This window comes from Blastococcus jejuensis, assembly GCF_039534705.1.
Lineage (GTDB): Bacteria > Actinomycetota > Actinomycetes > Mycobacteriales > Geodermatophilaceae > Blastococcus_B > Blastococcus_B jejuensis.
The window spans coordinates 191,317-211,186 of sequence record NZ_BAAAVV010000007.1; the positions used below are offsets into that span (position 1 = coordinate 191,317).

The 19,870-nt window shown below is 72.8% G+C and carries 19 protein-coding genes; 6 read left to right on the forward strand and 13 right to left on the reverse strand.

The genetic code is table 11. The features are described from left to right. On the forward strand, positions 1-318 hold the full coding sequence (locus ABD644_RS15830; protein WP_344689916.1) for a hypothetical protein: 318 nt from the start codon (positions 1-3) through the stop codon (positions 316-318). Further along, a complete protein-coding gene (locus tag ABD644_RS15835; RefSeq protein WP_344689917.1) occupies positions 315-1,565 on the forward strand; it encodes a M28 family metallopeptidase in 1,251 nt (416 codons plus the stop codon). Before ABD644_RS15830 ends, ABD644_RS15835 begins: the two co-directional genes overlap by 4 nt. Here ABD644_RS15835 and nucS read toward each other — a convergent pair. After that, entirely contained in the window at positions 1,562-2,233 is a 672-nt protein-coding gene (gene nucS / locus ABD644_RS15840) for an endonuclease NucS (RefSeq protein WP_344689918.1), read from the reverse strand. The two genes, ABD644_RS15835 and nucS, sit on opposite strands and share 4 nt — an antisense overlap. A 58-nt stretch (positions 2,234-2,291) precedes the next feature. Here nucS and ABD644_RS15845 point away from each other — a divergent pair, with 58 nt between their 5' ends. Next, positions 2,292-3,188 carry a hypothetical protein gene (locus tag ABD644_RS15845; protein ID WP_344689920.1) on the forward strand — a complete coding sequence of 299 codons (897 nt, stop codon included), beginning with the start codon at positions 2,292-2,294 and terminating at the stop codon, positions 3,186-3,188. A 48-nt stretch (positions 3,189-3,236) separates the two neighbouring features. Here ABD644_RS15845 and ABD644_RS15850 read toward each other — a convergent pair whose 3' ends face one another. Together ABD644_RS15850 and ABD644_RS15855 are read right to left on the reverse strand one after the other, a co-directional pair. Next, positions 3,237-4,589: a dicarboxylate/amino acid:cation symporter gene (locus ABD644_RS15850; RefSeq protein WP_344689921.1), complete on the reverse strand. Its 1,353-nt coding sequence runs from the start codon at positions 4,587-4,589 to the stop codon at positions 3,237-3,239. A gap of 302 nt (positions 4,590-4,891) precedes the next feature. Beyond that, positions 4,892-5,665, reverse strand: coding sequence for an enoyl-CoA hydratase-related protein (locus ABD644_RS15855; protein ID WP_344689922.1), 774 nt, complete (start codon positions 5,663-5,665; stop codon positions 4,892-4,894). Between the two features lie 45 nt (positions 5,666-5,710). On the opposite strand from ABD644_RS15855, the gene ABD644_RS15860 reads away from it, so the two are divergent. Beyond that, positions 5,711-6,736, forward strand: coding sequence for a Gfo/Idh/MocA family protein (locus tag ABD644_RS15860; RefSeq protein ID WP_344689923.1), 1,026 nt, complete (start codon positions 5,711-5,713; stop codon positions 6,734-6,736). Between the two features lies 1 nt (position 6,737). Here ABD644_RS15860 and ABD644_RS15865 read toward each other — a convergent pair whose 3' ends face one another. Then, a complete protein-coding gene (locus tag ABD644_RS15865; RefSeq protein WP_344689924.1) occupies positions 6,738-8,756 on the reverse strand; it encodes a protein meaA in 2,019 nt (672 codons plus the stop codon). A 109-nt stretch (positions 8,757-8,865) separates the two neighbouring features. Here ABD644_RS15865 and ABD644_RS15870 point away from each other — a divergent pair, with 109 nt between their 5' ends. After that, on the forward strand, positions 8,866-9,195 hold the full coding sequence (locus ABD644_RS15870; protein WP_344689925.1) for a hypothetical protein: 330 nt from the start codon (positions 8,866-8,868) through the stop codon (positions 9,193-9,195). Position 9,196: 1 nt separating this feature from the next. Here ABD644_RS15870 and murA read toward each other — a convergent pair whose 3' ends face one another. From murA to ABD644_RS15885, 3 genes are read right to left on the reverse strand one after another with little or no spacing between them, the layout of a single operon-like run. Continuing rightward, a complete protein-coding gene (gene murA, locus ABD644_RS15875) occupies positions 9,197-10,474 on the reverse strand; it encodes a UDP-N-acetylglucosamine 1-carboxyvinyltransferase (RefSeq protein WP_344689926.1) in 1,278 nt (425 codons plus the stop codon). A gap of 36 nt (positions 10,475-10,510) precedes the next feature. Then, positions 10,511-12,928 carry an ABC transporter permease gene (locus tag ABD644_RS15880; protein ID WP_344689927.1) on the reverse strand — a complete coding sequence of 806 codons (2,418 nt, stop codon included), beginning with the start codon at positions 12,926-12,928 and terminating at the stop codon, positions 10,511-10,513. A 6-nt stretch (positions 12,929-12,934) separates the two neighbouring features. Beyond that, the gene (locus ABD644_RS15885) at positions 12,935-13,690 is read right to left on the reverse strand and encodes an ABC transporter ATP-binding protein (protein ID WP_344689928.1); all 756 of its coding nucleotides are present in this window, start codon (positions 13,688-13,690) and stop codon (positions 12,935-12,937) included. A 102-nt stretch (positions 13,691-13,792) separates the two neighbouring features. Here ABD644_RS15885 and ABD644_RS15890 point away from each other — a divergent pair, with 102 nt between their 5' ends. Further along, on the forward strand, positions 13,793-14,374 hold the full coding sequence (locus ABD644_RS15890; protein ID WP_344689929.1) for a cob(I)yrinic acid a,c-diamide adenosyltransferase: 582 nt from the start codon (positions 13,793-13,795) through the stop codon (positions 14,372-14,374). A 6-nt stretch (positions 14,375-14,380) separates the two neighbouring features. On the opposite strand, the gene ABD644_RS15895 is transcribed toward ABD644_RS15890, so the two are convergent. The 6 genes from ABD644_RS15895 to atpA form a co-directional block, all read right to left on the reverse strand. Next, the gene (locus tag ABD644_RS15895; protein ID WP_344689930.1) at positions 14,381-14,782 is read right to left on the reverse strand and encodes a DUF2550 domain-containing protein; all 402 of its coding nucleotides are present in this window, start codon (positions 14,780-14,782) and stop codon (positions 14,381-14,383) included. Between the two features lie 34 nt (positions 14,783-14,816). After that, complete coding sequence (locus ABD644_RS15900) at positions 14,817-15,206, reverse strand: F0F1 ATP synthase subunit epsilon (RefSeq protein ID WP_344689931.1); 390 nt, start codon at positions 15,204-15,206, stop codon at positions 14,817-14,819. Positions 15,207-15,301: 95 nt separating this feature from the next. Then, positions 15,302-15,520 carry a hypothetical protein gene (locus ABD644_RS15905; protein WP_344689932.1) on the reverse strand — a complete coding sequence of 73 codons (219 nt, stop codon included), beginning with the start codon at positions 15,518-15,520 and terminating at the stop codon, positions 15,302-15,304. 206 nt (positions 15,521-15,726) lie between these two features. Then, positions 15,727-17,172: a F0F1 ATP synthase subunit beta gene (gene atpD / locus ABD644_RS15910; RefSeq protein ID WP_344689933.1), complete on the reverse strand. Its 1,446-nt coding sequence runs from the start codon at positions 17,170-17,172 to the stop codon at positions 15,727-15,729. A 75-nt stretch (positions 17,173-17,247) separates the two neighbouring features. Continuing rightward, positions 17,248-18,222: a F0F1 ATP synthase subunit gamma gene (locus tag ABD644_RS15915; RefSeq protein ID WP_344689934.1), complete on the reverse strand. Its 975-nt coding sequence runs from the start codon at positions 18,220-18,222 to the stop codon at positions 17,248-17,250. A gap of 3 nt (positions 18,223-18,225) precedes the next feature. Further along, positions 18,226-19,863, reverse strand: a complete 1,638-nt coding sequence (atpA, locus tag ABD644_RS15920) for a F0F1 ATP synthase subunit alpha (RefSeq protein ID WP_344689935.1) — start codon at positions 19,861-19,863, stop codon at positions 18,226-18,228. Positions 19,864-19,870: the final 7 nt, after the last annotated feature.

Consider the following 19,870-nt stretch of genomic DNA (forward strand, 5'->3'; position numbering starts at 1 on the left):
GTGTCCGAAGCGACGGTGACCGGGCGCTGGATGCACTCGTTCGAGGAGGACCACGACGACGTGCTCGTCTACCGGCCCCCCGAGCACGACTTCCCGCGCGCCCGGGGTCGGGACGGGATCGAGTTCGGGCCCGACGGCACCTTCACCGAGTGGGCCATCGGCCGGGGCGACGCCCAGGAGGCGCGCCCCGGGCGGTGGCGCACCGCCGACACCGGCGGGGCGGTGGAGGTGTCCACCGAGCGCGGCGGCGAGCAGGTGCTGGAGATCCTGACGGCGACCCCGGACCGGCTCGAGGTACGTCGGAGGGCGGCGCCATGACGACCGACGCGGGACCCGGCGGAACCGGCACCGGCCGCCGGATCACGTTCGGCGACCAGGTGTTCGAGTGGGACGAGGCAACGGCTGCCCGGACCGGCCGGCCCGCGCTGGTGACCCAGGTCGGCCGGTCGTTCCAGCAGCAGCACCCGGAGGTCCCCGTGCTGCTGGACCACGGCCGGCACCTCGTCGTCGCGCTGCCGGATCCGGAACTGCCGCACATCGTGCTCCCGGAGGCGGCAGCGGAGGCCGGGACGACGCCGGCCGACGTGGACTGGCGGGTCGACCCCCTCCCGGCCGACGGCGCCGTCGTCGTCTCCCGGCCGACGACCGCGGCACGGGCGCTGGACCCGCTGACGTCGGAGCTGCTGGGGCTGCTGTCGCAGGACTCCTTCGTCGCGACCCTGACGTTCCTCAGCGGCCTGCCGACCCGGCACTCGCTGAGCGCCGGGTTCCGGCAGGCGGCCGACCACGTGTCCGCCGTCCTGGCCGACGGGGGGTTCGCGGTGAGCCGGCCGTCGATCACCGTCGGGTCGGGGTCGAGCAGCAACGTCGTCGCCGACCTGCCGGGCACGGGCGAGGGTGGCCGCGGCGTCGTGCTCATGACCGCGCACCTGGACTCGATCAACATCGCCGGTGGGCCGTCGGCGCCCGCGCCGGGCGCCGACGACAACGGCAGCGGCTCGGCCGGCGTGCTCGAGATGGCCCGGGTGCTCCGGGGCCGGCCGTGGCGGCACGACCTGCGGGTCATCCTCTTCGGCGGCGAGGAGCAGGGCCTGCACGGCAGCCGTCAGTACGTGGCCGCGCTGCCGGCGGTCGAGCGGGCGCGCATCCGGGCCGTCCTCAACCTCGACATGGTGGGGAGGCTCAACACCGCCGCGCCGACGGTGCTGCTCGAGGGGGCGCCGAGGTCGGCGGCGATGATCAACGACCTGGCGACGGCGGCGGCCACCGCGACGACCCTGGTCGTGGAGACCTCGCTGAACCCGTTCGCCAGCGACCACGTGCCGTTCCTGGACGCGGGGATCCCGGCGGTGCTCACCATCGAGGGCGCCGACAGCGCCAACCAGGACACCCACAGCGACCGCGACGTCCTCGCCACGGTCACCCCCGCGCTGGCGATGCAGATCCTGCGGATGAACGTCGCGGCGTTGGTCGGCTGGCTGGAACCGGGGGCGACCGTGCCGCGCCCGGCGGGATCGGTCGTGAGCTGGGGGCCGGGCCGGATCGACGTGTTCGGGGTCGGTTAGAACAGGCGGGCGCTCGGGTCGTCGGTGCCCTTGAGGACGGCGTAGTCGACGGTGACGCAGTCGATGCCGCGGTCCTGGGCGAGCACGCGCGCCTGGGGCTTGATCTCCTGCGCGGCGAACACGCCCTTGACCGGGGCCAGCAGCGGGTCGCGGTTGAGCAGCTCCAGGTAGCGGGTCAGCTGCTCGACGCCGTCGATCTCACCGCGCCGCTTGATCTCGACCGCGACGACGCCCCCCGAGGCGTCGCGGCAGAGCAGGTCGACCGGGCCGATCGCGGTCGGGTACTCCCGGCGCACCAGCGACCAGCCCGCCCCGAACGTCTCCACGTGCAGCGCCAGCAACCGCTGCAGCTCGGCCTCGACGCCGTCCTTCTGCAGGCCGGGGTCGACGCCGAGCTCGTGGGAGTGGTCGTGGTGGACGTCCTCGATGGTGATGATCAGCTGCTCGCCGGCCTTGTTCGTGACCGTCCACGTCCCCGAGCCGTCGGCGAGCTCGTCCTTGAGCGTGCAGGGCGGCGTCATCCAGTTCAGCGGCTTGTAGGCGCGGTCGTCGGCGTGGATGGACACCGAGCCGTCGGCCTTGACCAGCAGCAGGCGGGTCGCCATCGGCAGGTGGGCCGTGAGCCGGCCGATGTAATCGACGGAACAGCGGGCGATGACCAGGCGCACGGACGCCGACGGTACCGGGCGGGGGGAACCACCTCGGCGCCCCCGTCGTCCTGCTGGCATGTCGATCACCGGCGTGGCCCGGCTCGTCCTGGCCGTCGCGCTCCTCCTCGGGACGGCGGCCTGCGCCGAGCGGGCCGGATCCCCGCGGCCCCCGTCCCCGTCGTCCGCCGTGGCCCTCCCCGACGGCGGGGAGGGCACCCTCGTGCTGCTGGCGGAGCTCACCGGCGGCTTCGTCACCCCGGAGTCGACCCCGAGCCGGCTGCCGCTGGCCAGCGTCTACGCCGACGGGCGGGTGATCGTCGAGGGGCCGGTCGCGGCGATCTACCCCGCGTTCGCCTGGCCCAACGTGCAGGTCCTCGACATCGGCCCGGACGGCGTGCAGCGGCTCGCCGACCGAGCGCTCGCCGCCGGCGTCGCGGAGACCGACGACCTCGGCAGGCCACCGCTGGCCGACGCGTTCACCACCCGGTTCACCCTCGTCACGGCCGACGAGACGTACGTCCGCGAGGTCTACGGCCTCACCGAGACCCAGGGCATGCCCGACACCGGCCTCACCGACGAGCAGCTGACCGCCCGCGGCGACCTGAGCGGGCTGCTGGACGAGCTCACCGGCCTGGCCGTGTCGGAAGACGGTGCACCGGCCCCGGAGTCGTGGACACCGGCCGCCGTCGCCGCGGTCGTCCGCCCGTGGACCCCGTCGGAGGAGGACATCGCGCAGGGCCTCACGCCGGAGCCGCAGGAGTGGCCCGGCCCCGCACTGCCCGGCGAGCCCCTCGGTTCGTTCCCCGGCCTCACCTGCGTCACCGCCACCGGCGGAGAGGCCACTGCGGTGATCGGCGCGGCGCAGGACGCGAACGTGCTGACCCCGTGGCTGTCGACCGACGGCTCGCGCTGGTCCCTGGTCTTCCGCCCGGTGCTGCCGCACGAGACCGGCTGTGCCGACCTGGTCGACTGAACGTCGGACGGCCCGGTCCCCCTCGAGGGGACCGGGCCCTCGGGCCGGCTATGCCGTCGCGGGCTCCGGACGACGCAGGTCGGCGTCGACGCCACCGTGGTCGTCCACCCGGGCGAGCGGGTCGACGGTCGACGTCGACCGGTAGCGCTCGAGGTCGAGGATGCCCTCGCGCTTGGCGACGATCGTCGGCACCAGCGACTGGCCGGCCACGTTCACGGCGGTGCGGCCCATGTCGAGGATCGGGTCGATCGCCAGCAGCAGGCCGACGCCGGCCAGCGGGAGGCCGAGGGTCGACAGGGTGAGGGTCAGCATGACCACCGCGCCGGTGACGCCGGCGGTCGCGGCCGAGCCGACGACCGACACCAGCGCGATCAGCAGGTAGTCGGTGATCGACAGGTCCACCCCGAAGAACTGGGCGACGAAGATCGCGGCCAGCGCCGGGTAGATCGCGGCGCAGCCGTCCATCTTGGTCGTGGCCCCGAGCGGGACGGCGAACGAGGCGTAGGACCGCGGGACGCCGAGGTTCTGCTCGGTCACCCGCTCGGTCACCGGCAGCGTGCCGATCGACGAGCGGGATACGAAGGCCAGCTGGATGGCCGGCCAGGCACCGGCGAACCACCGCAGCGGCGAGAGGCCGTGCGCCCGCAGCAGCACCGGGTAGACGACGAACAGCACGAGGGCCAGGCCGGCGTAGACCGCGCCGGCGAAGACGCCGAGGGAACCGAGGGACTCCCAGCCGTAGCTGGCGACGGCGTTGCCGATGAGGCCCAGCGTGCCGATCGGGGCCAGCAGGATGACCCACCAGAGCACCTTCTGCACGATCGCCAGGGCCGCGCGGACGAACCCGAGGAACGGCTCGGCCGGCTCGCCGACCTTGAGGGCCGCGATCCCGACGGCCACCGCGATCACGATCAGCTGGAGGACGTTGAACGACAGCCCGCCCTCCGGCGAGGACTGCAGCCCGAAGACGTTCCCGGGCACCAGCCCGGTGAGGAAGTCCCACCAGCCGCCGGCCTTCTCGGGCGCGGCCGCGGACGCGGCGTCGACCGAGCTGGTGCGGCCGGGCTCGGTGAGCAGGCCCAGGCCGATCCCGATCGAGACGGCGATCAGCGCGGTGATCGCGAACCAGAGGAGGGTCTGGCCGGCCAGCCGCGCGGCGTTGGAGACCTGCTTGAGGTTGGCGATGCTGACGATCACCGCGGTGACGATCAGCGGCGGGACCAGCACCTTCAGCAGGGTGACGAACGTGGAGCCGATGGTGGCCAGGGTGCTGGTCAGCCAGTTGGGCGTGCCGTCGGCGACGGGGCCGAGGTCACGCGCGACCAGGCCGAGGGCGACGCCGAGGACGAGAGCGACGAGGACCTGCGCCGCGAACGGGACGCGACGGAGACGTGCGAGCACGAGAGGGGGCCTTTCGGAGTTCGGATCGGATGACGAGGAATGCCGGCGGGTCAACAGCCGGCGGTCGTCACCACTCCGAAGTCCAGGGCACGCCGACGCGTGAGCCCCCACAGGTTCTGCACGGCAGGGTCAAGGCGACGACGCCGCTCCGTCATCCCCGATGTGCGCAGGGTCACCCCGGGGCGGCAATTCCCGTCCCCCGCGTGGGCACGTCGCCGTGGTGTCGCGCGGATACGCATCGATGCGGTCATCGGGCCCGGATAACCGCGTTGATGCGTCTGAGCGTGCTGTACGCGGCCCGGCTAATCGGTCCAGACCGGCTTGCGCTTCTCCAGGAACGAGGCCATGCCCTCGCGCGCCCCGGGCAGCTGGCTGGCCGCGGCCATGACCTCGATGGCAGTCGTGTAGGCGTCCCGCTCGGGGCGGTCCAGCTGCGCGTACAAGGTCTGCTTGCCCCAGGCCTTGCTGGCCCGGGAGCCCCGGGTGGCCCGGCCCATGAGGTCGGCGACGGCATCGTCGAGCTCGGCGTCGGGCACCACCCGGTTGACCAGGCCCCAGTCCAGCGCCGTGGCCGCGTCGATGACGTCGCCGGTCAGCGCCAGCTCCATCGCCCGCTTGCGTCCCACGTTGCGGGCGATGGCGACCATCGGGGTGTGGCAGAACCAGCCACCCTTGCCGCCGGGGGCGGCGAAGCCGGCCGATTCGGCCGCGACGGCCAGGTCGCAGGACGCCACCAGCTGGCAGCCGGCGGCGGTCGCGAGGGCGTGCACGCGCGCGAGGACGACCTGCGGGACCTCCTGGATGGTCTGCATCAGCTCGGTGCAGAGCAGCAGGAGGCTGCGGACCTCGGGCAGCGAGGCGCCGGCGACGTCGGCGAAGTCGTGGCCCGCGCTGAACACCGGCCCGTCGCCGGCCAGCACGATCCCCGTCGCGTCGGTCTGCCCGGCCTCGCTGAACGCCGCCAGCAGCTGGGTCAGGTGCTCGCGGGACAGCGCGTTGCGTCGCTGCGCGCGGGCCATCGTGATGCGGATCGTGTCGCCGTCGCGCTCGACCTTGGGGGCACCGTCACCGTTCATGGGTCGACGCTAGCCGAGGCGCGGCGGGCAGGACATGATCCCGGGATGGAACCGGTGCGGATCGGCCTCGTCGGGTACGGCTTCGGCGGCCGGTGGTTCCACGCCCCGCTGCTGGGCGCGGCGCCGGAGTGCGACTTCCTCGGCGTCGTGACCTCCTCGCCCGACCGGCGCGACCTGGTGGGCCGCGAGCACCCCGACGTCGCGCTGTTCGGCTCGCTCGAGGAGCTCGCCGCGGCCGGGGCGGAGGCGGTCGCGATCTCGACCCCCGCGGCCACGCACAGCGAGCTCACCGACCGGGCGCTGGGTCTGGGGCTGGCCGTGGTGTGCGACAAGCCGTTCGCGCTCGACGCGGCCGCCGCCCGCGGCTCGGTGGAGCTCGCCGAGCGGCTCGGCCTGCCGCTGGCGCCGTACCAGAACCGGCGCTGGGACTCCGACTTCCTGACCGTGCGTGCACTGGTCGAGCGCGGCGCGCTGGGCACCGTGACCCGGTTCGAGTCGCGCTTCGAGCGGTTCGACCCCGAGCCCGGCCCGCCGGCCGCCGGAGGGGGCACGCTGCTCGACTTCGGGGCGCATCTGGTCGACCAGGCGCTCGTCCTGCTCGGCCCGGCCGAGTCGGTGTACGCCGAGCTGCGGATCCGCGACAGCGGCCTGGACGACGACGTGTTCGTGGCGCTGACCCATGCCTCCGGAGCCCGGTCCCACCTCTGGGGCAGCTGGAGCCAGGCCGCTCCGGGCTCGCGCTTCCGGGTGAGCGGGACGCAGGCCGCCTACGAGGTCGGCGGCCCCATGGACGGCCAGGAGCAGGCCCTGCTCGCCGGGCGTACCCCCGCGACCGAGGGCGAGGGCTGGGGCGCCGAGCCCCGCGAGCGCTGGGGGGCGCTCACCCGCGGGAGCGAGGGCGAGCCGGTGCCGACCGAGCGGGGCCGGTGGGACACCTTCTACCCGGCGTTCGCCCGCGCCGTCCGCGGCGCGGGCGCCGTCCCGGTGGACCCGCGCGACGCCGTCGCCACGGCGACCGTGCTCGACGCCGCCCGCCGCGGCGCGACGGACGGCGTCGTCGTCCAGCTCTGAGTCAGGCCGGCTCCGGCACCTTCTGGTCGAGGCCGTTGGCCTCGCGGATGACGTCGACGACGTGATCCATGATGTCGGTCAGGCCGAAGTCCTTCGGCGTGAAGACGCGGGCGACGCCCTGCTCGCGCAGCCGGCGCGCGTCGCTGTCGGGGATGATCCCGCCGACCACCACGGGGACGTCGTCCAGCCCGGCGTCCCGCAGGCCCTGCAGCACCGCGGGCACCACCTGCAGGTGCGAGCCGGAGAGGACCGACAGCCCGACGACGTGCACGTCCTCCTCGACCGCGGCCGAGACGATCTGGGCGGGCGTGAGCCGGATGCCCTGGTAGATCACCTCGAACCCGGCGTCGCGCGCGCGGACGGCGATCTGCTCGGCGCCGTTGGAGTGGCCGTCGAGGCCGGGCTTGCCGACCAGGAACCGCAGCCGGCCGCCGAGCTCCTCGCCGGTCTCCCGCACCCGCTCCCGGACGTCGGTCAGCGACGAGTCGGCCTCCCCGCCGCCACTGGCGGCAGCGACGCCGGTGGGCGCCCGGTACTCGCCGAAGACCTCGCGCAGCACCCCGGCCCACTCCCCCGTCGTGACGCCGGCGCGGGCGCAGTCGAGGGTCGCCTCCATGAGGTTCTCGTCGGTGCCGGCGGCCTCGCGCAGCCGCTGGAGGGCGCGCTCCACGGGCTCGGGGTCCCGCTCGGCCCGCCACTTCTTCACCGACTCGCAGGCGGCGGCCTCCACGGCCGGGTCGACGACCATGATCGCGGTGTCGAGGTCGGCGGTCAGCGGGTTGGGCTCGGTGCCCTCGAACTTGTTGACACCGACGACGACGTCCTCGCCGGTCTCCATCTTCCGGCGCCGCTCGGCCAGCGAGGCGACCAGCTGGCCCTTCATGTAGCCCGACTCGACGGCGGCCACGGCGCCGCCCATCTCCTGCACCCGGGCCATCTCCGCGCGGGCACCCTCGACCAGCTCGGCGACCTTCTTCTCGACCACGACGGAGCCGGTGAACAGGTCCTCGTACTCGAGCAGGTCGGTCTCGAAGGCCAGCACCTGCTGCAGGCGCAGCGACCACTGCTGGTCCCAGGGCCGCGGCAGACCGAGGGCCTCGTTCCAGGCCGGCAGCTGCACCGCCCGGGCCCGGGCGTCGCGGGAGAGCGTGACCGCGAGCATCTCCAGGACGATCCGCTGGACGTTGTTCTCCGGCTGCGCCTCGGTCAGCCCCAGCGAGTTGACCTGCACGCCGTAGCGGAACCGGCGGTGCTTGGGGTCCTCGACCCCGTAGCGCTCCTTCGTCAGCTCGTCCCAGAGCTGGGTGAAGGCGCGCATCTTGCACATCTCCTCGACGAAGCGGACGCCCGCGTTGACGAAGAAGGAGATGCGCGCGACGACCTCGCCGAACTTCTCCTGCGGCACCTGGCCCGAGTCGCGCACCGAGTCGAGCACGGCGATCGCGGTGGACAGCGCGTAGGCGATCTCCTGCTCCGGCGTCGCCCCGGCCTCCTGCAGGTGGTAGCTGCAGATGTTGGTCGGGTTCCACTTCGGCATGGCCGTGACGGTGTAGGCGACCATGTCGGTGATCAGCCGCATCGACGGAGCCGGCGGGAACACGTAGGTGCCCCGCGACAGGTACTCCTTGATGATGTCGTTCTGCGTCGTCCCCGCCAGCTTGCTGACGTCGTGCCCGTGCTCCTCCGCGACCGCCTGGTAGAGCGCGAGCAGCCACATGGCGGTGGCGTTGATCGTCATCGACGTGTTCATCTCGTCGAGCGGGATGCCGTCGAAGAGCGCCCGCATGTCACCGATGTGGGTGACCGGCACCCCGACCTTGCCGACCTCGCCGACGGCGAGCTCGTCGTCGGGGTCGTACCCGGTCTGCGTCGGGAGGTCAAAGGCGACCGAGAGGCCGGTCTGGCCCTTCTCCAGGTTGCGCCGGTACAGCTTGTTCGACTCGACCGGCGAGGAGTGGCCGGCATAGGTACGCATGACCCAGGGACGGTCGCGCTCCGACGGCTGCGAAGGGAACGGCATGCCCGCGGAGTCTAGGGCGGTTACCGGCCGGTAGCAGCCCGGGATCCGGGGCTCTCGCGGGGACCATGACCGATGGCACACTCGACCGTGTCGGGACGGAGGTGCGCCCATGCCGATCGGGGCGGGCAGCAGCCTGCACTACCTGGTGGGGCCGGCGATCGCGTTCGCCGTCCTGGGCCTGCTCGCGCTGTTCATGCGGTGGGCGTTCGGCACCGGATCGGCCCCGACGGCATCGCCGCCCGCCGACGACGGCCTGCTCACCCGGATCGCCACGCTCTCCCAGCGCGAGGCCGCGCTCGCCCTGCGGGCCGTGCTGTCCGACGCCGGGATCCGCTCGACGATCCGGTTCCCGGCTGCGCACCGCGCCGACGTGCTGGTCTTCCCGGAGGACGCCGAGCGCGCCCGCACGCTGGCGGCGTCGTTCGCGCCGCCGGAGTGACTCAGTCGCGCTCGATCCGCTTCACCTGGGCGCCGAGGCCGCGCAGCTGCTCGACGAAGTCGGGGTAGCCGCGGTCGACGTGGTGCACGTCCTGCACCTCGGTCACGCCGTCGGACACCAGGCCGGCCAGCACCAGGCCGGCCCCGGCCCGGATGTCGGTGGCGACGACCGGGGCGCTGGAGAACCGTTCCCGACCCCGGACGACGGCATGGTGGCCGTCGATGCGGACGTCGGCGCCGAGCCGCACCAGCTCGTTCACGAACATGAACCGGCCCTCGAACACGTTCTCGGTGATCAGCGCGGTGCCGGTCGACACGGCGGCCAGCGCGACGGCCATCGGCTGCAGGTCGGTCGGGAAGCCGGGGAACGGGAGCGTGACGACGTCGACGCAGCGCGGCCGCTCGTCCATCGAGACCCGGATGCCGTCGGGCAGCACCTCCACCTGCGCCCCGGCGTCGGTGAGCTTGTCCAGGGCGACGGTCAGGTGCGCGGCGACCGCCCGCTCGATGACCACGTCGCCGCGGGTCATGACCGCACCGATCGCCCACGTCCCGGCGACGATCCGGTCCGGGACAGTGGTGTAGTCGACCGGGGAGAGCGACTGCACGCCCTCGACGGTGAGGGTCGAGGTGCCGGCCCCGTCGATGCGGGCGCCCATGAGCGACAGCATCGAGCAGAGGTCGACGATCTCCGGCTCGCGGGCGGCGTTGTCGATGACCGTCGTGCCCTCGGCCAGGACCGCCGCCATGACCAGGTTCTCGGTGGCACCGACCGAGGGGAAGTCCAGCCAGATCGACGTGCCGGTCAGGCGGGGCGCCGTCGCGACGAGGAAGCCGTGCTCGCTGACGATCGTCGCCCCGAGCCGCTCCAGGCCCGAGATGTGCATGTCCAGGCCGCGGGAACCGATGGCGTCACCGCCCGGCAGCGCGACCCGCGCCGATCCGCAGCGGGCCACCAGCGGGCCCAGGACGCTGATCGAGGCGCGCATCCTGCGCACCAGGTCGTAGTCGGTTTCGGTCGACGGCGACTCCGGCACGTCGATGACGAGCCGGCCCCCTCCCCCGCCGTCGCCGGTGCGCTCGTAGGTGACCGCGCAGCCCAGCCGGCGCAGCACCTCGCTCATGATCGACACGTCGAGGATGTCGGGGACCTCGTCGATCGTCGACCGGCCGGGGGCGAGCAGCGCCGCGGCCATCAGCTTCAGCGCGCTGTTCTTGGCGCCCGTGACCCGGACGCGGCCGGTCAGCGCGGTGCCGCCGGTGACCTCGAAGCACTCCACCGGCTCACCCTACGAGTCGGCTCCCCCGCGCGATCGCTACTCCACGACTCGCAGGGTCGCCGGGATGTCCATGTGCCCCAGCCGGCGCACCGTGAGCAGCGGCGTCAGCGCGACCGCCCCGACGCCGACCGCGAGCGCCACGACGACCGTGCCGAGCGAGACGGTGGCCGGCATCCCGAACTCGGGGAGGGTCCGGTGCAGCTGCACCTCCACCGTGTACCGGGTGAGCAGGAAGCCCAGCACCACCCCGATGACGGTGCCCAGGAAGCCGATCACGGCGTTCTCCGTCATGCCCATGGCGACGACGACGCGGCGGGGCAGGCCGAAGGCGAACATCGTGGCGTGTTCCCGGGCCCGCTCGTCGGTGGCGATGCTGGTGGCGTTGAACGCGATCAGGAGCGCCAGCAGCAGGGTGATCGCCGCCGCGATGCCGAGGATGCCCGTGAACGCGTCCAGCGCGCCCCGGAAGCTGTCGGTGAGCGCGGTCGCCGCCTGCACCGAGGCGACGCCGGGCACGTCGAACAGCGCCCGGGTGAGCTCGTCGCGGCTCACGCCGTCGGCGGGGGTCGCCTCGACGCTGTTCACCAGCCCCGCCGCCCCGAAGGCGTCGGCCTGGGACCGGTCGAGGTAGCTCACCGCGCGGATCGGGCCGGGATGGGTGCCGGCGACGACGATCGGCGTGGTCACCTGCGTCGCGCCCTGAGCGGTGCGCTGCGGATGCTCGAGCATGATCCGGTCGCCGGGAGCGACGCCCAGGTCCCGCGCCGCGACCTCGCTGAGCACGATTCCGGTCGCCGTGTCCGCCGGCTCGCCCCCACTGATCGAGGGTTGCCAGAGGCCGCCGTCGATGTCCCGGACCGACAGGACCAGCGGCACCACCGCACCGTCGCTGCGCGCGGTGGCCTCCAGGACCAGCGTCGTCGCGGACTCGCCGACCTCGTCGGCGCCGGTGACCGCGGCCACCTGCGGTGACGCCTCCGGCAGGACGTCGGCGAACTGCACCGTCACCCGGTCGGGGGCCGACCGCGTCGTCTCCGCGTCGAAGTCGTCCAACGTGCTGGTGAACGAGTCGAGGATGCCGAAGACCGCCACGAGCGTGGCGATGGCCGCGCCGATGCCCAGCGCCGTGAGCGCCGTTCGCCGCGGGGTCCGGACGACGTTGCGCAGCGGCATCTGGTGGTACGAGCGCCCCGGCAGCGACACCCGCCGCAGCAACGGCGTCAGCCGCGAACCCTTGGCCGCGAGGTGTCCCACCCGGATGGCCTCCACCGGCTCCACGCGCACCGCCCGCCAGGTCGGCCAGGCGACCCCGAGCAGCGGCAGCACGAAGCCCAGCGCGGCCGCCTGGAGGTAGGTGTCGTACGGGAACGCCTGCACCCACACGGGCAGCGGGAGGAGCGTGCGGAACAGCCCGCCGAACAGCCGGCCGGTGATGACACCGACGCCGACCCCGAGCAGCACCCCGAGGACGGCGATCTGCACGCCCAGCGCCAGCGGACGCACGGCCATGCGCCACCGCGGCAGGCCCAGCGCCATGCCGATGCCGATCTCGCGCCGCTGCGCCTCGACCACGCGGGTGGTCAGGTTGAACGTCGCGAAGGCGGCCCCGGCCAGGAGCAGACCCGCGATGATCCGCCAGAACTGCTCGTCCCCCTCGATGTCCTCGTACAGGGTGCGGTAGACGATCTCGTCCGCCTTCACCACGGCCGTCCCGGCCAGCTCCTCGGCGGCGAGCTCCTCCTCCACCGCCGTCGCCGTGGCCCCGACGTCCGCGCCGGGTGCCAGGCGGAGCACGACCTCGTTGACCTGCCCCGGGGCGCCGGCGAGCTGCTGCGCGGTGGCCAGCGGAGCGAAGACGACGGCGAAGCCGGCCTCGGTCGTGAACGATCCCCCGCTCCCCCCGGCGATGGCGAAGTACTCGGGCACCTGACCGTGGCCGGAGTAGGACACGGTCCGGCCGCCGGCCACCTCCAGCGTCCCCGCGTCGGGGAGCTCGTAGTAGTCGGCGAAGGTCCGCTCGAGGACCACCGCCGGATCTCCCTGCGCGAAGCCCCGCCCGCTGCTCACGTGCAGCCGGTCGACCGTCGCGTCGACCGGCATCCCCACGATGCGCCCGGGGACCAGCACGTCGCGCCCGGGCACGGACACCAGCGTGGGCACCACCAGGCGCTCCTCGACGGCCTCGACCTGCCCGGCCTGCGGGATCCTGCCCAGGACGGCGGCGAGCGCACCGGCGTCGGCGGTGAGCCCCTCGCTGAGCGTGACCCGGACGTCGTGCATCAGCAGCAGCTCGAAGCTGCGGTCGTTGGACACCCGCCGCCAGTCCGAGGAGCCCAGCAGCGCCGCGTACGTGCCGGTGCCCAGGGCGAGGACGAGCGCGATCGCGGCGACCAGCACCCACCGCCCGCGCAGGTCGCGCAGCGTCCAGCGCAGCAGCAGACCGCGGATGGCCACGGTCGGCTACCAGTGCAGCTCGGAGACCGGTGCCCGCCCGCCGGCCGGCGGACCGTCCCCGACGATGTGGCCGCTGGAGAGCTCGATCACCCGGTCGGCGACGCGGGCGATCTCCCGGTTGTGCGTGACGACGAGCACGGTCATGCCGGCGGCGGCCTGCTGCTGCAGCAGCTCCAGGATCGCCACCCCGGTCCGGAAGTCCAGCTCGCCGGTCGGCTCGTCCGCGAGCAGCACCGGGTTGCCGGTGGCCAGCGCCCGCGCGATCGCCACCCGCTGCTGCTCGCCGCCGGAGAGCTGGTGCGCGAAGTGGTTCTCCCGGCCGGCTAGCCCCACCTGCGCCAGCGTCTCGGCGGCCACCTCGCGCGCGTCGGCCCGCCCGGCCACGTCCGCGCCGAACTGGACGTTCTCCAGGGCGGTGAGGCCGGGAAACAGGTTGAAGCTCTGGAAGATGAAGCTGACGGTGTGCCGCCGCAGCCGGGCCCGCCCGGTGCTGGAGGCGGCCGTGATGTCCTGGCCCGCCACCCGTACCCGACCCTCCGAGGCGACGTCCAGCGCGCCGATGAGGTTCAGCAGCGTGGTCTTGCCGCTTCCCGACGGGCCGAGGATCACCACGAAGGCGGCCTCGTCGACGTGCAGGTCGACCTGCTCGAGTGCGGTCACCGTCACGTCGCCGACCCGGTAGCGGCGGCTCACGCCGTCGAGGTCGATCCGCGTGCCCTGGGCCGAGCGGGACGCGTCCACCACCGGCTGTGCGCTCGACATGCGCCCACTCCACCGGACCCGGCCCGCAGGGCGAACGGGAGATCGTCACCGCCGGCCAGGGACCAACGAACCGCGTGCGACTCGTCCGCCTAGGCTCGGCGCATGGTCCGGCTCACCCGCATCTACACGAAGACCGGCGACGCCGGCCAGACGCACCTCGGCGACATGAGCCGGGTCGCGAAGACCGACCCGCGTCTGGTCGCCTACGCCGACGTGGACGAGTCCAACACGGTCCTCGGCGTCGCGGTGGCGCTCGGCGGTCTGCCCGACGACGTCGCGGACCTCGTCCGGAGCATCCAGAACGACCTGTTCGACGTCGGCGCCGACCTCTGCACGCCGATCACGCCCGACCCGGAGTTCCCGCCGCTGCGCATCACCCCGGCCTACACCGAGCGGCTGGAGGCGGCCTGCGACGCCCACAACGAGGCGCTGCCCAACCTGACCAGCTTCATCCTGCCCGGCGGCACGGCCGCGGCGGCTCTGCTGCACCAGGCGCGGGCCGTCGTCCGCCGGGCGGAGCGCAGCGTCTGGGCGCTGCTGACGGTCGATGTGGAGCGGACCAACCCCGAGACCGCCCGCTACCTCAACCGGCTCTCGGACCTGCTGTTCATCCTGGCCCGCGTGGCCAACCCCGGCGGCGACGTGCTGTGGCAGCCCGGTGGTGGGGAGAAGCCGGCCGGCTGAGCCGGCTCACCGCACCGGCGGGGCCGATTCCACCCAGGAGAGGAAGCCGGTCACGGTCGAGCGGTCCATCGCCAGTTCGCGCGGGCCCTCGCTGGTCGTGCACTCCAGGACCACCACGTCCGAGGGCAGGGCCAGGTCGTCGCGGCCCGGGGCCCGGCGGGACCCCACCACCAGCTCGGCGCGGCACAGCCGCTCCTGCGGACGGACCGACAGCGACAGGCCGCGGTACCAGAGCAGCACGTCGCCCCCGTACCAGGCGACGCCGACCGACCAGCGGGGCGAGCCCACCGGCCGCAGCCACATGGTGACCGCACCCAGGCCGGTGAGCAGGAACCGGCGGCGCAGCAGGAAGACCACCGCGACGAGCACCACGAGGGCGACCAGGACGACCAGCAGCAGCGTGGTCATGGCGCGGGGACCCGGGGGTTCGGCGGTCGGGAGGTCAGGCGCTCTCGCCGGCCGCCCGCAGCCGCGACTGGGCGCGGCGCGCCGCGGCGAGGGCCTCGGGGTCGTCCCCCTCGTCCTCGGCTCGGCGCAGCGCCTCGCGGGCGCGCTCGACGTCGATCTCGGTGGAGATCTCGGCGGTCTCGGCGAGGATCGAGACGCCGCCCTCGGTGACGGACAGGAAGCCGCCGTGGGCGGCCACGACCAGGTCGTCGCCCGACTCGGTGCGGATGGTCACCACGCCGCCCGGGGCCAGCTCGCCCAGCAGCGGTGCGTGCCCGGGCAGCACGCCCAGCTCACCCTCGGTCGTGCGGGCGATGACCATCGTCGCCTCGCCGGACCAGATCTTCCGCTCGACGGCCACCAGCTCGACCTGCAGGGTCGCCACGACACTCCTCGGGATCCACGGAACGGAACCCCCACTCTAGCGGCGTGTCGCAGGCGCCTCGCCGGGGGTGCGTGGAAGCCGGTGCGCGGAGGGGGTTAGGCGGCCCGGCGGTAGAGGAGGGTCCAGCGGCCGACCCGGACCCACGGACGGCGGACCGTCGAGGCCGGAGCCCACTCCTCGATGCAGAACCGGGGCACCTCCGCCGGCTCGAGCGGGGCGTAGGGCGGCCACGACCAGTCGGCTGTCCGGTCCCCGGTCCCATCGCCGGCGCAGGCGGGCTCGGCGCTGGTCGGTGTGGCGGCGGTCGGTTCCACGTCGTTCCTCGTCACGGCGCCCGACGGCTGGGCGCATCTCCTGGATGGTCGGCACCAGGAGCACCGACCCGCAGCACGATAGTCGCGAACCACCCGAACAGGTGACCCGCCCGTCCTCGTCCCGCACCGGACGGGTGAGAAAAGGCCGAACGGCCGGGCTCCCCCAGGGGAGTCCGGCCGTCCGGGCCGTGCTGGAAGACCTGCGATCAGGCCTTCTTGAGCTTGTCCGCGTTCTTCTCGAGGTCCTCGAGACCACCGCACATGAAGAACGCCTGCTCGGGAACGGCGTCATACTCGCCGTCGGTGATCGCCTTGAACGCCTGCAGGGTCTCGGCCAGCGGCACGAACGACCCCGGCTGACCGGTGAAGGCCTCGGCCACGAACATGTTCTGCGAGAGGAAGCGCTCGACGCGCCGGGCCCGCTGGACGGTGACCTTGTCCTCCTCACCGAGCTCGTCGATGCCGAGGATCGCGATGATGTCCTGCAGCTCCTGGTAGCGCTGCAGGACCCGCTTCACCGTCTGCGCGACGTCGTAGTGCTCGTTGCCGACGTACTGCGGGTCGAGGATCCGGCTGGTCGAGTCCAGCGGGTCCACGGCCGGGTAGATGCCCTTCTCCGAGATCGGCCGCGAGAGCACGGTCGTCGCGTCGAGGTGGGCGAAGGTGGTGTGCGGCGCCGGGTCGGTGATGTCGTCGGCGGGCACGTAGATCGCCTGCAGCGAGGTGATCGACCGGCCCCGCGTCGAGGTGATCCGCTCCTGCAGCTCGCCCATCTCGTCGGCCAGCGTGGGCTGGTAGCCCACGGCCGACGGCATGCGGCCGAGCAGGGTCGACACCTCGGACCCGGCCTGGGTGAACCGGAAGATGTTGTCGATGAAGAGCAGCACGTCCTGGTTCTGCTCGTCACGGAAGTACTCGGCCATGGTGAGCGCGGACAGCGCCACGCGGAGGCGGGTGCCCGGCGGCTCGTCCATCTGGCCGAACACCAGCGCGGTCGCCTCGATGACCCCGGACTCGGTCATCTCCGTGATGAGGTCGTTGCCCTCACGCGTGCGCTCGCCGACGCCGGCGAACACCGACACGCCACCGAACTCCTGGGCGACCCGGCGGATCATCTCCTGGATCAGGACGGTCTTGCCGACACCGGCACCGCCGAACAGGCCGATCTTCCCGCCGGCCACGTACGGCGTGAGCAGGTCGATGACCTTGATGCCGGTCTCGAGCATCTCGGTGCGGCCCTCGAGCTGGTCGAAGCGCGGCGCGTGCCGGTGGATCGTCCAGCGCTTCGCGTCGGCGCCGTAGCCGGGCTCGTCGAGGCATTCGCCGAGCGCGTTCCAGACGTGACCCTTGGTGACGTCGCCGACCGGCACGCTGATCGCGCTGCCGGTGTCGGTCACCTCCGCACCGCGGACGAGGCCGTCGGTGGGCGCCATGGAGATGGTGCGCACGACGTTCTCGCCCAGGTGCTGGGCGACCTCGAGGGTCAGGGTCTTGCTCAGGTCGGCCAGCTCGACGTCGACCTTCAAAGCGTTGAACAGGTCGGGCATCGCGTCGCGCGGGAACTCGACGTCCACGACCGGGCCGGTGACCCGCACGACGCGGCCGGCGGCCGTGGTCTGCGAGCTGGTCGGACGGTCCTCGGTGACGGTCATCTGTAGTGCTCTCCTGCCCTCGGGCTGTGTGCTCTGTGGGGTACGTCTCGCGCAGTCAGGTGGTGCATGTCGGGATCAGTCGCCGGCACCGGCGGAGACCAGCGCGTCGGCGCCGCCGACGATCTCGCTGATCTCCTGGGTGATCTCGGCCTGGCGGGCCTGGTTGGCCTGCCGCGACAGGTTCTTCGCCAGCTCCTCGGCGTTGTCTGAGGCCGACTTCATCGCGCGCCGCCGCGACGCCGACTCCGAGGCCGCGGCCTCGAGCATCGCCGCGTAGATCCGCGTGGTGATGTACTTCGGCAGCAGCGCGTCGAGCAGGCCCTCGGCCGACGGCTCGAACTCGTACGACGTCGGGACTCCGCTGTCGCCGGTCTGGCCGGACTCCCGGTCCTCGCGCTCGTAGTCGAACTCCTCGACCTCCTCGACCTCCAGCGGAGCCATCCGCTTGGCGACCGGGACCTGCGAGAGCAGCGACCGGAACTCGGTGTAGACGATATGCAGCTCGTCGACGCCGAGAATGCCATCGGCACCCGCGCCGCCGCCCTCGTCGTCGTCCTCACCGGCGGTGAAGGCGGCGATGAGCTCCTCCCCCACGCGCTGGGCGTCGGGGTAGGTCGGCTGCTCCGAGAACCCGGTGAAGGTGTCGACCATGTCGCGGTGCCGGAAGGAGTAGTAGGTCTCGCCCTTCCGGCCGACGACGTAGAGCAGCGGCTCCTTGCCCTCCTTGCGCAGCAGGGAGAGCAGCTCCTCGGTGCGCCGGAGCACGTTCACGTTGTACGAGCCGGCGAACCCGCGGTCGGACGTGATCACCAGGACGGCGGCCCGCTGCGGGTTCTGCCGCTCGGTGAGCAGCGGGTGGTCCAGCGACGCCGACGACGCCAGCGCCGACAGCACACGGGTGATCTCCCGGGCGTAGGGCTTGGACGCCTCCACCCGGGCCTGGGCCTTGACGATGCGAGCACCGGCGATCAGCTCCTGCGCCGAGAAGATCTTCTTCGTCGACTGCGTGGAACGGATGCGGCGCCGCAGCGCGCGGAGCGAGGCTGCCACGGGTCAGGCCTTCTTCTTGACCTGGACGCGCTCCTGCCCGCGCTCCGAGGCGTCCATGGCCTCGGCCTCGGGCTCGTGCAGCTGGAGCGACTCGCCCTCGTGGGTCGTGAACTGTCCATAGAAGTCCTCGACGGCCTTCTCCAGGCTCTGCACGGCGTCGTCGCCCAGGGCCTTGGAGGTGCGGATCTCGTCGTAGACGCCCTCGTGGTTGCGCGCGATGTGGTCGAGGAACTCGGCCTCGAAGCGCCGCACGTCCTGCACCGGCACCTTGTCGAGCTTGCCGGTCGTGCCCAGCCACAGGCTGACGACCTCGCGCTCGACCGGGAACGGCGAGTACTGCCCCTGCTTGAGCAGCTCGACGAGGCGCTGGCCGCGGTCGAGGGTCGCGCGGCTGGAGGCGTCCAGGTCCGACGAGAACGAGGCGAAGGCCTCGAGCTCGCGGTACTGGGCGAGGTCCAGGCGGAGACGGCCGGCGACCGACCGCATGGCCTTGATCTGCGCCGACCCACCGACGCGCGACACCGAGACGCCGACGTTGATGGCCGGGCGGACCCCGGAGTTGAACAGACCGGTCTCGAGGAAGATCTGGCCGTCGGTGATCGAGATGACGTTGGTCGGGATGTAGGCCGACACGTCGTTGCCCTTGGTCTCGATCAGCGGCAGGCCGGTCATCGAACCCGCGCCCAGGTCGTCGGAGAGCTTCGCGCAGCGCTCCAGGAGCCGGGAGTGGAGGTAGAAGACGTCGCCCGGGTAGGCCTCGCGGCCCGGCGGGCGGCGCAGCAGCAGCGAGACGGCGCGGTAGGCCTCGGCCTGCTTGGACAGGTCGTCGAAGACGATGAGGACGTGCTTGCCCTCGTACATCCAGTGCTGGCCGATGGCCGAGCCGGTGTAGGGGGCGATGTACTTGAAGCCGGCCGACTCCGACGCGGGGGCGGCGACGATGGTCGTGTACTCCATCGCGCCGGCCTCCTCGAGGGAGGCGCGGATGGCCGCGATCGTCGAGCCCTTCTGGCCGACGGCGACGTAGATGCAGCGCACCTGCTGCTTCGGGTCGCCGGTCGCCCAGGCTTCCTTCTGGTTGATGATCGTGTCGGTGACGATCGCCGTCTTGCCGGTCTGGCGGTCGCCGATGACCAGCTGGCGCTGGCCGCGGCCGATCGGCGTCATGGCGTCGATGGCCTTGATACCGGTCTGCAGCGGCTCCTTGACCGACTGCCGCTGGACGACGGTGGGCGCCTGCAGCTCCAGGGCGCGGCGACCGGTGGTCGTGATCTCGCCCTGGCCGTCGATCGGGTTGCCCAGCGGATCGACGACGCGGCCGAGGTAGCCGTCGCCGACCGGTACCGAGAGCACCTCGCCGGTGCGGCGGACCTGCTGGCCCTCCTCGATGCCCGAGAAGTCACCCAGGATGACGACACCGACCTCGCGCACGTCGAGGTTCAGGGCCAGGCCGCGGACGCCGCTCTCGAACTCGAGCAGCTCGTTGGTCATGACCGAGGGCAGGCCCTCGACCCGGGCGATGCCGTCACCGCACTCGGTGACCGTGCCGACCTCCTCGCGGGTGACGTCGGGGCTGTACTCGGTGACGTAGCTCTGGATGGCACTGCGGATCTCGTCCGCTGAGATCGTCAGCTCGGCCATGGGGTGT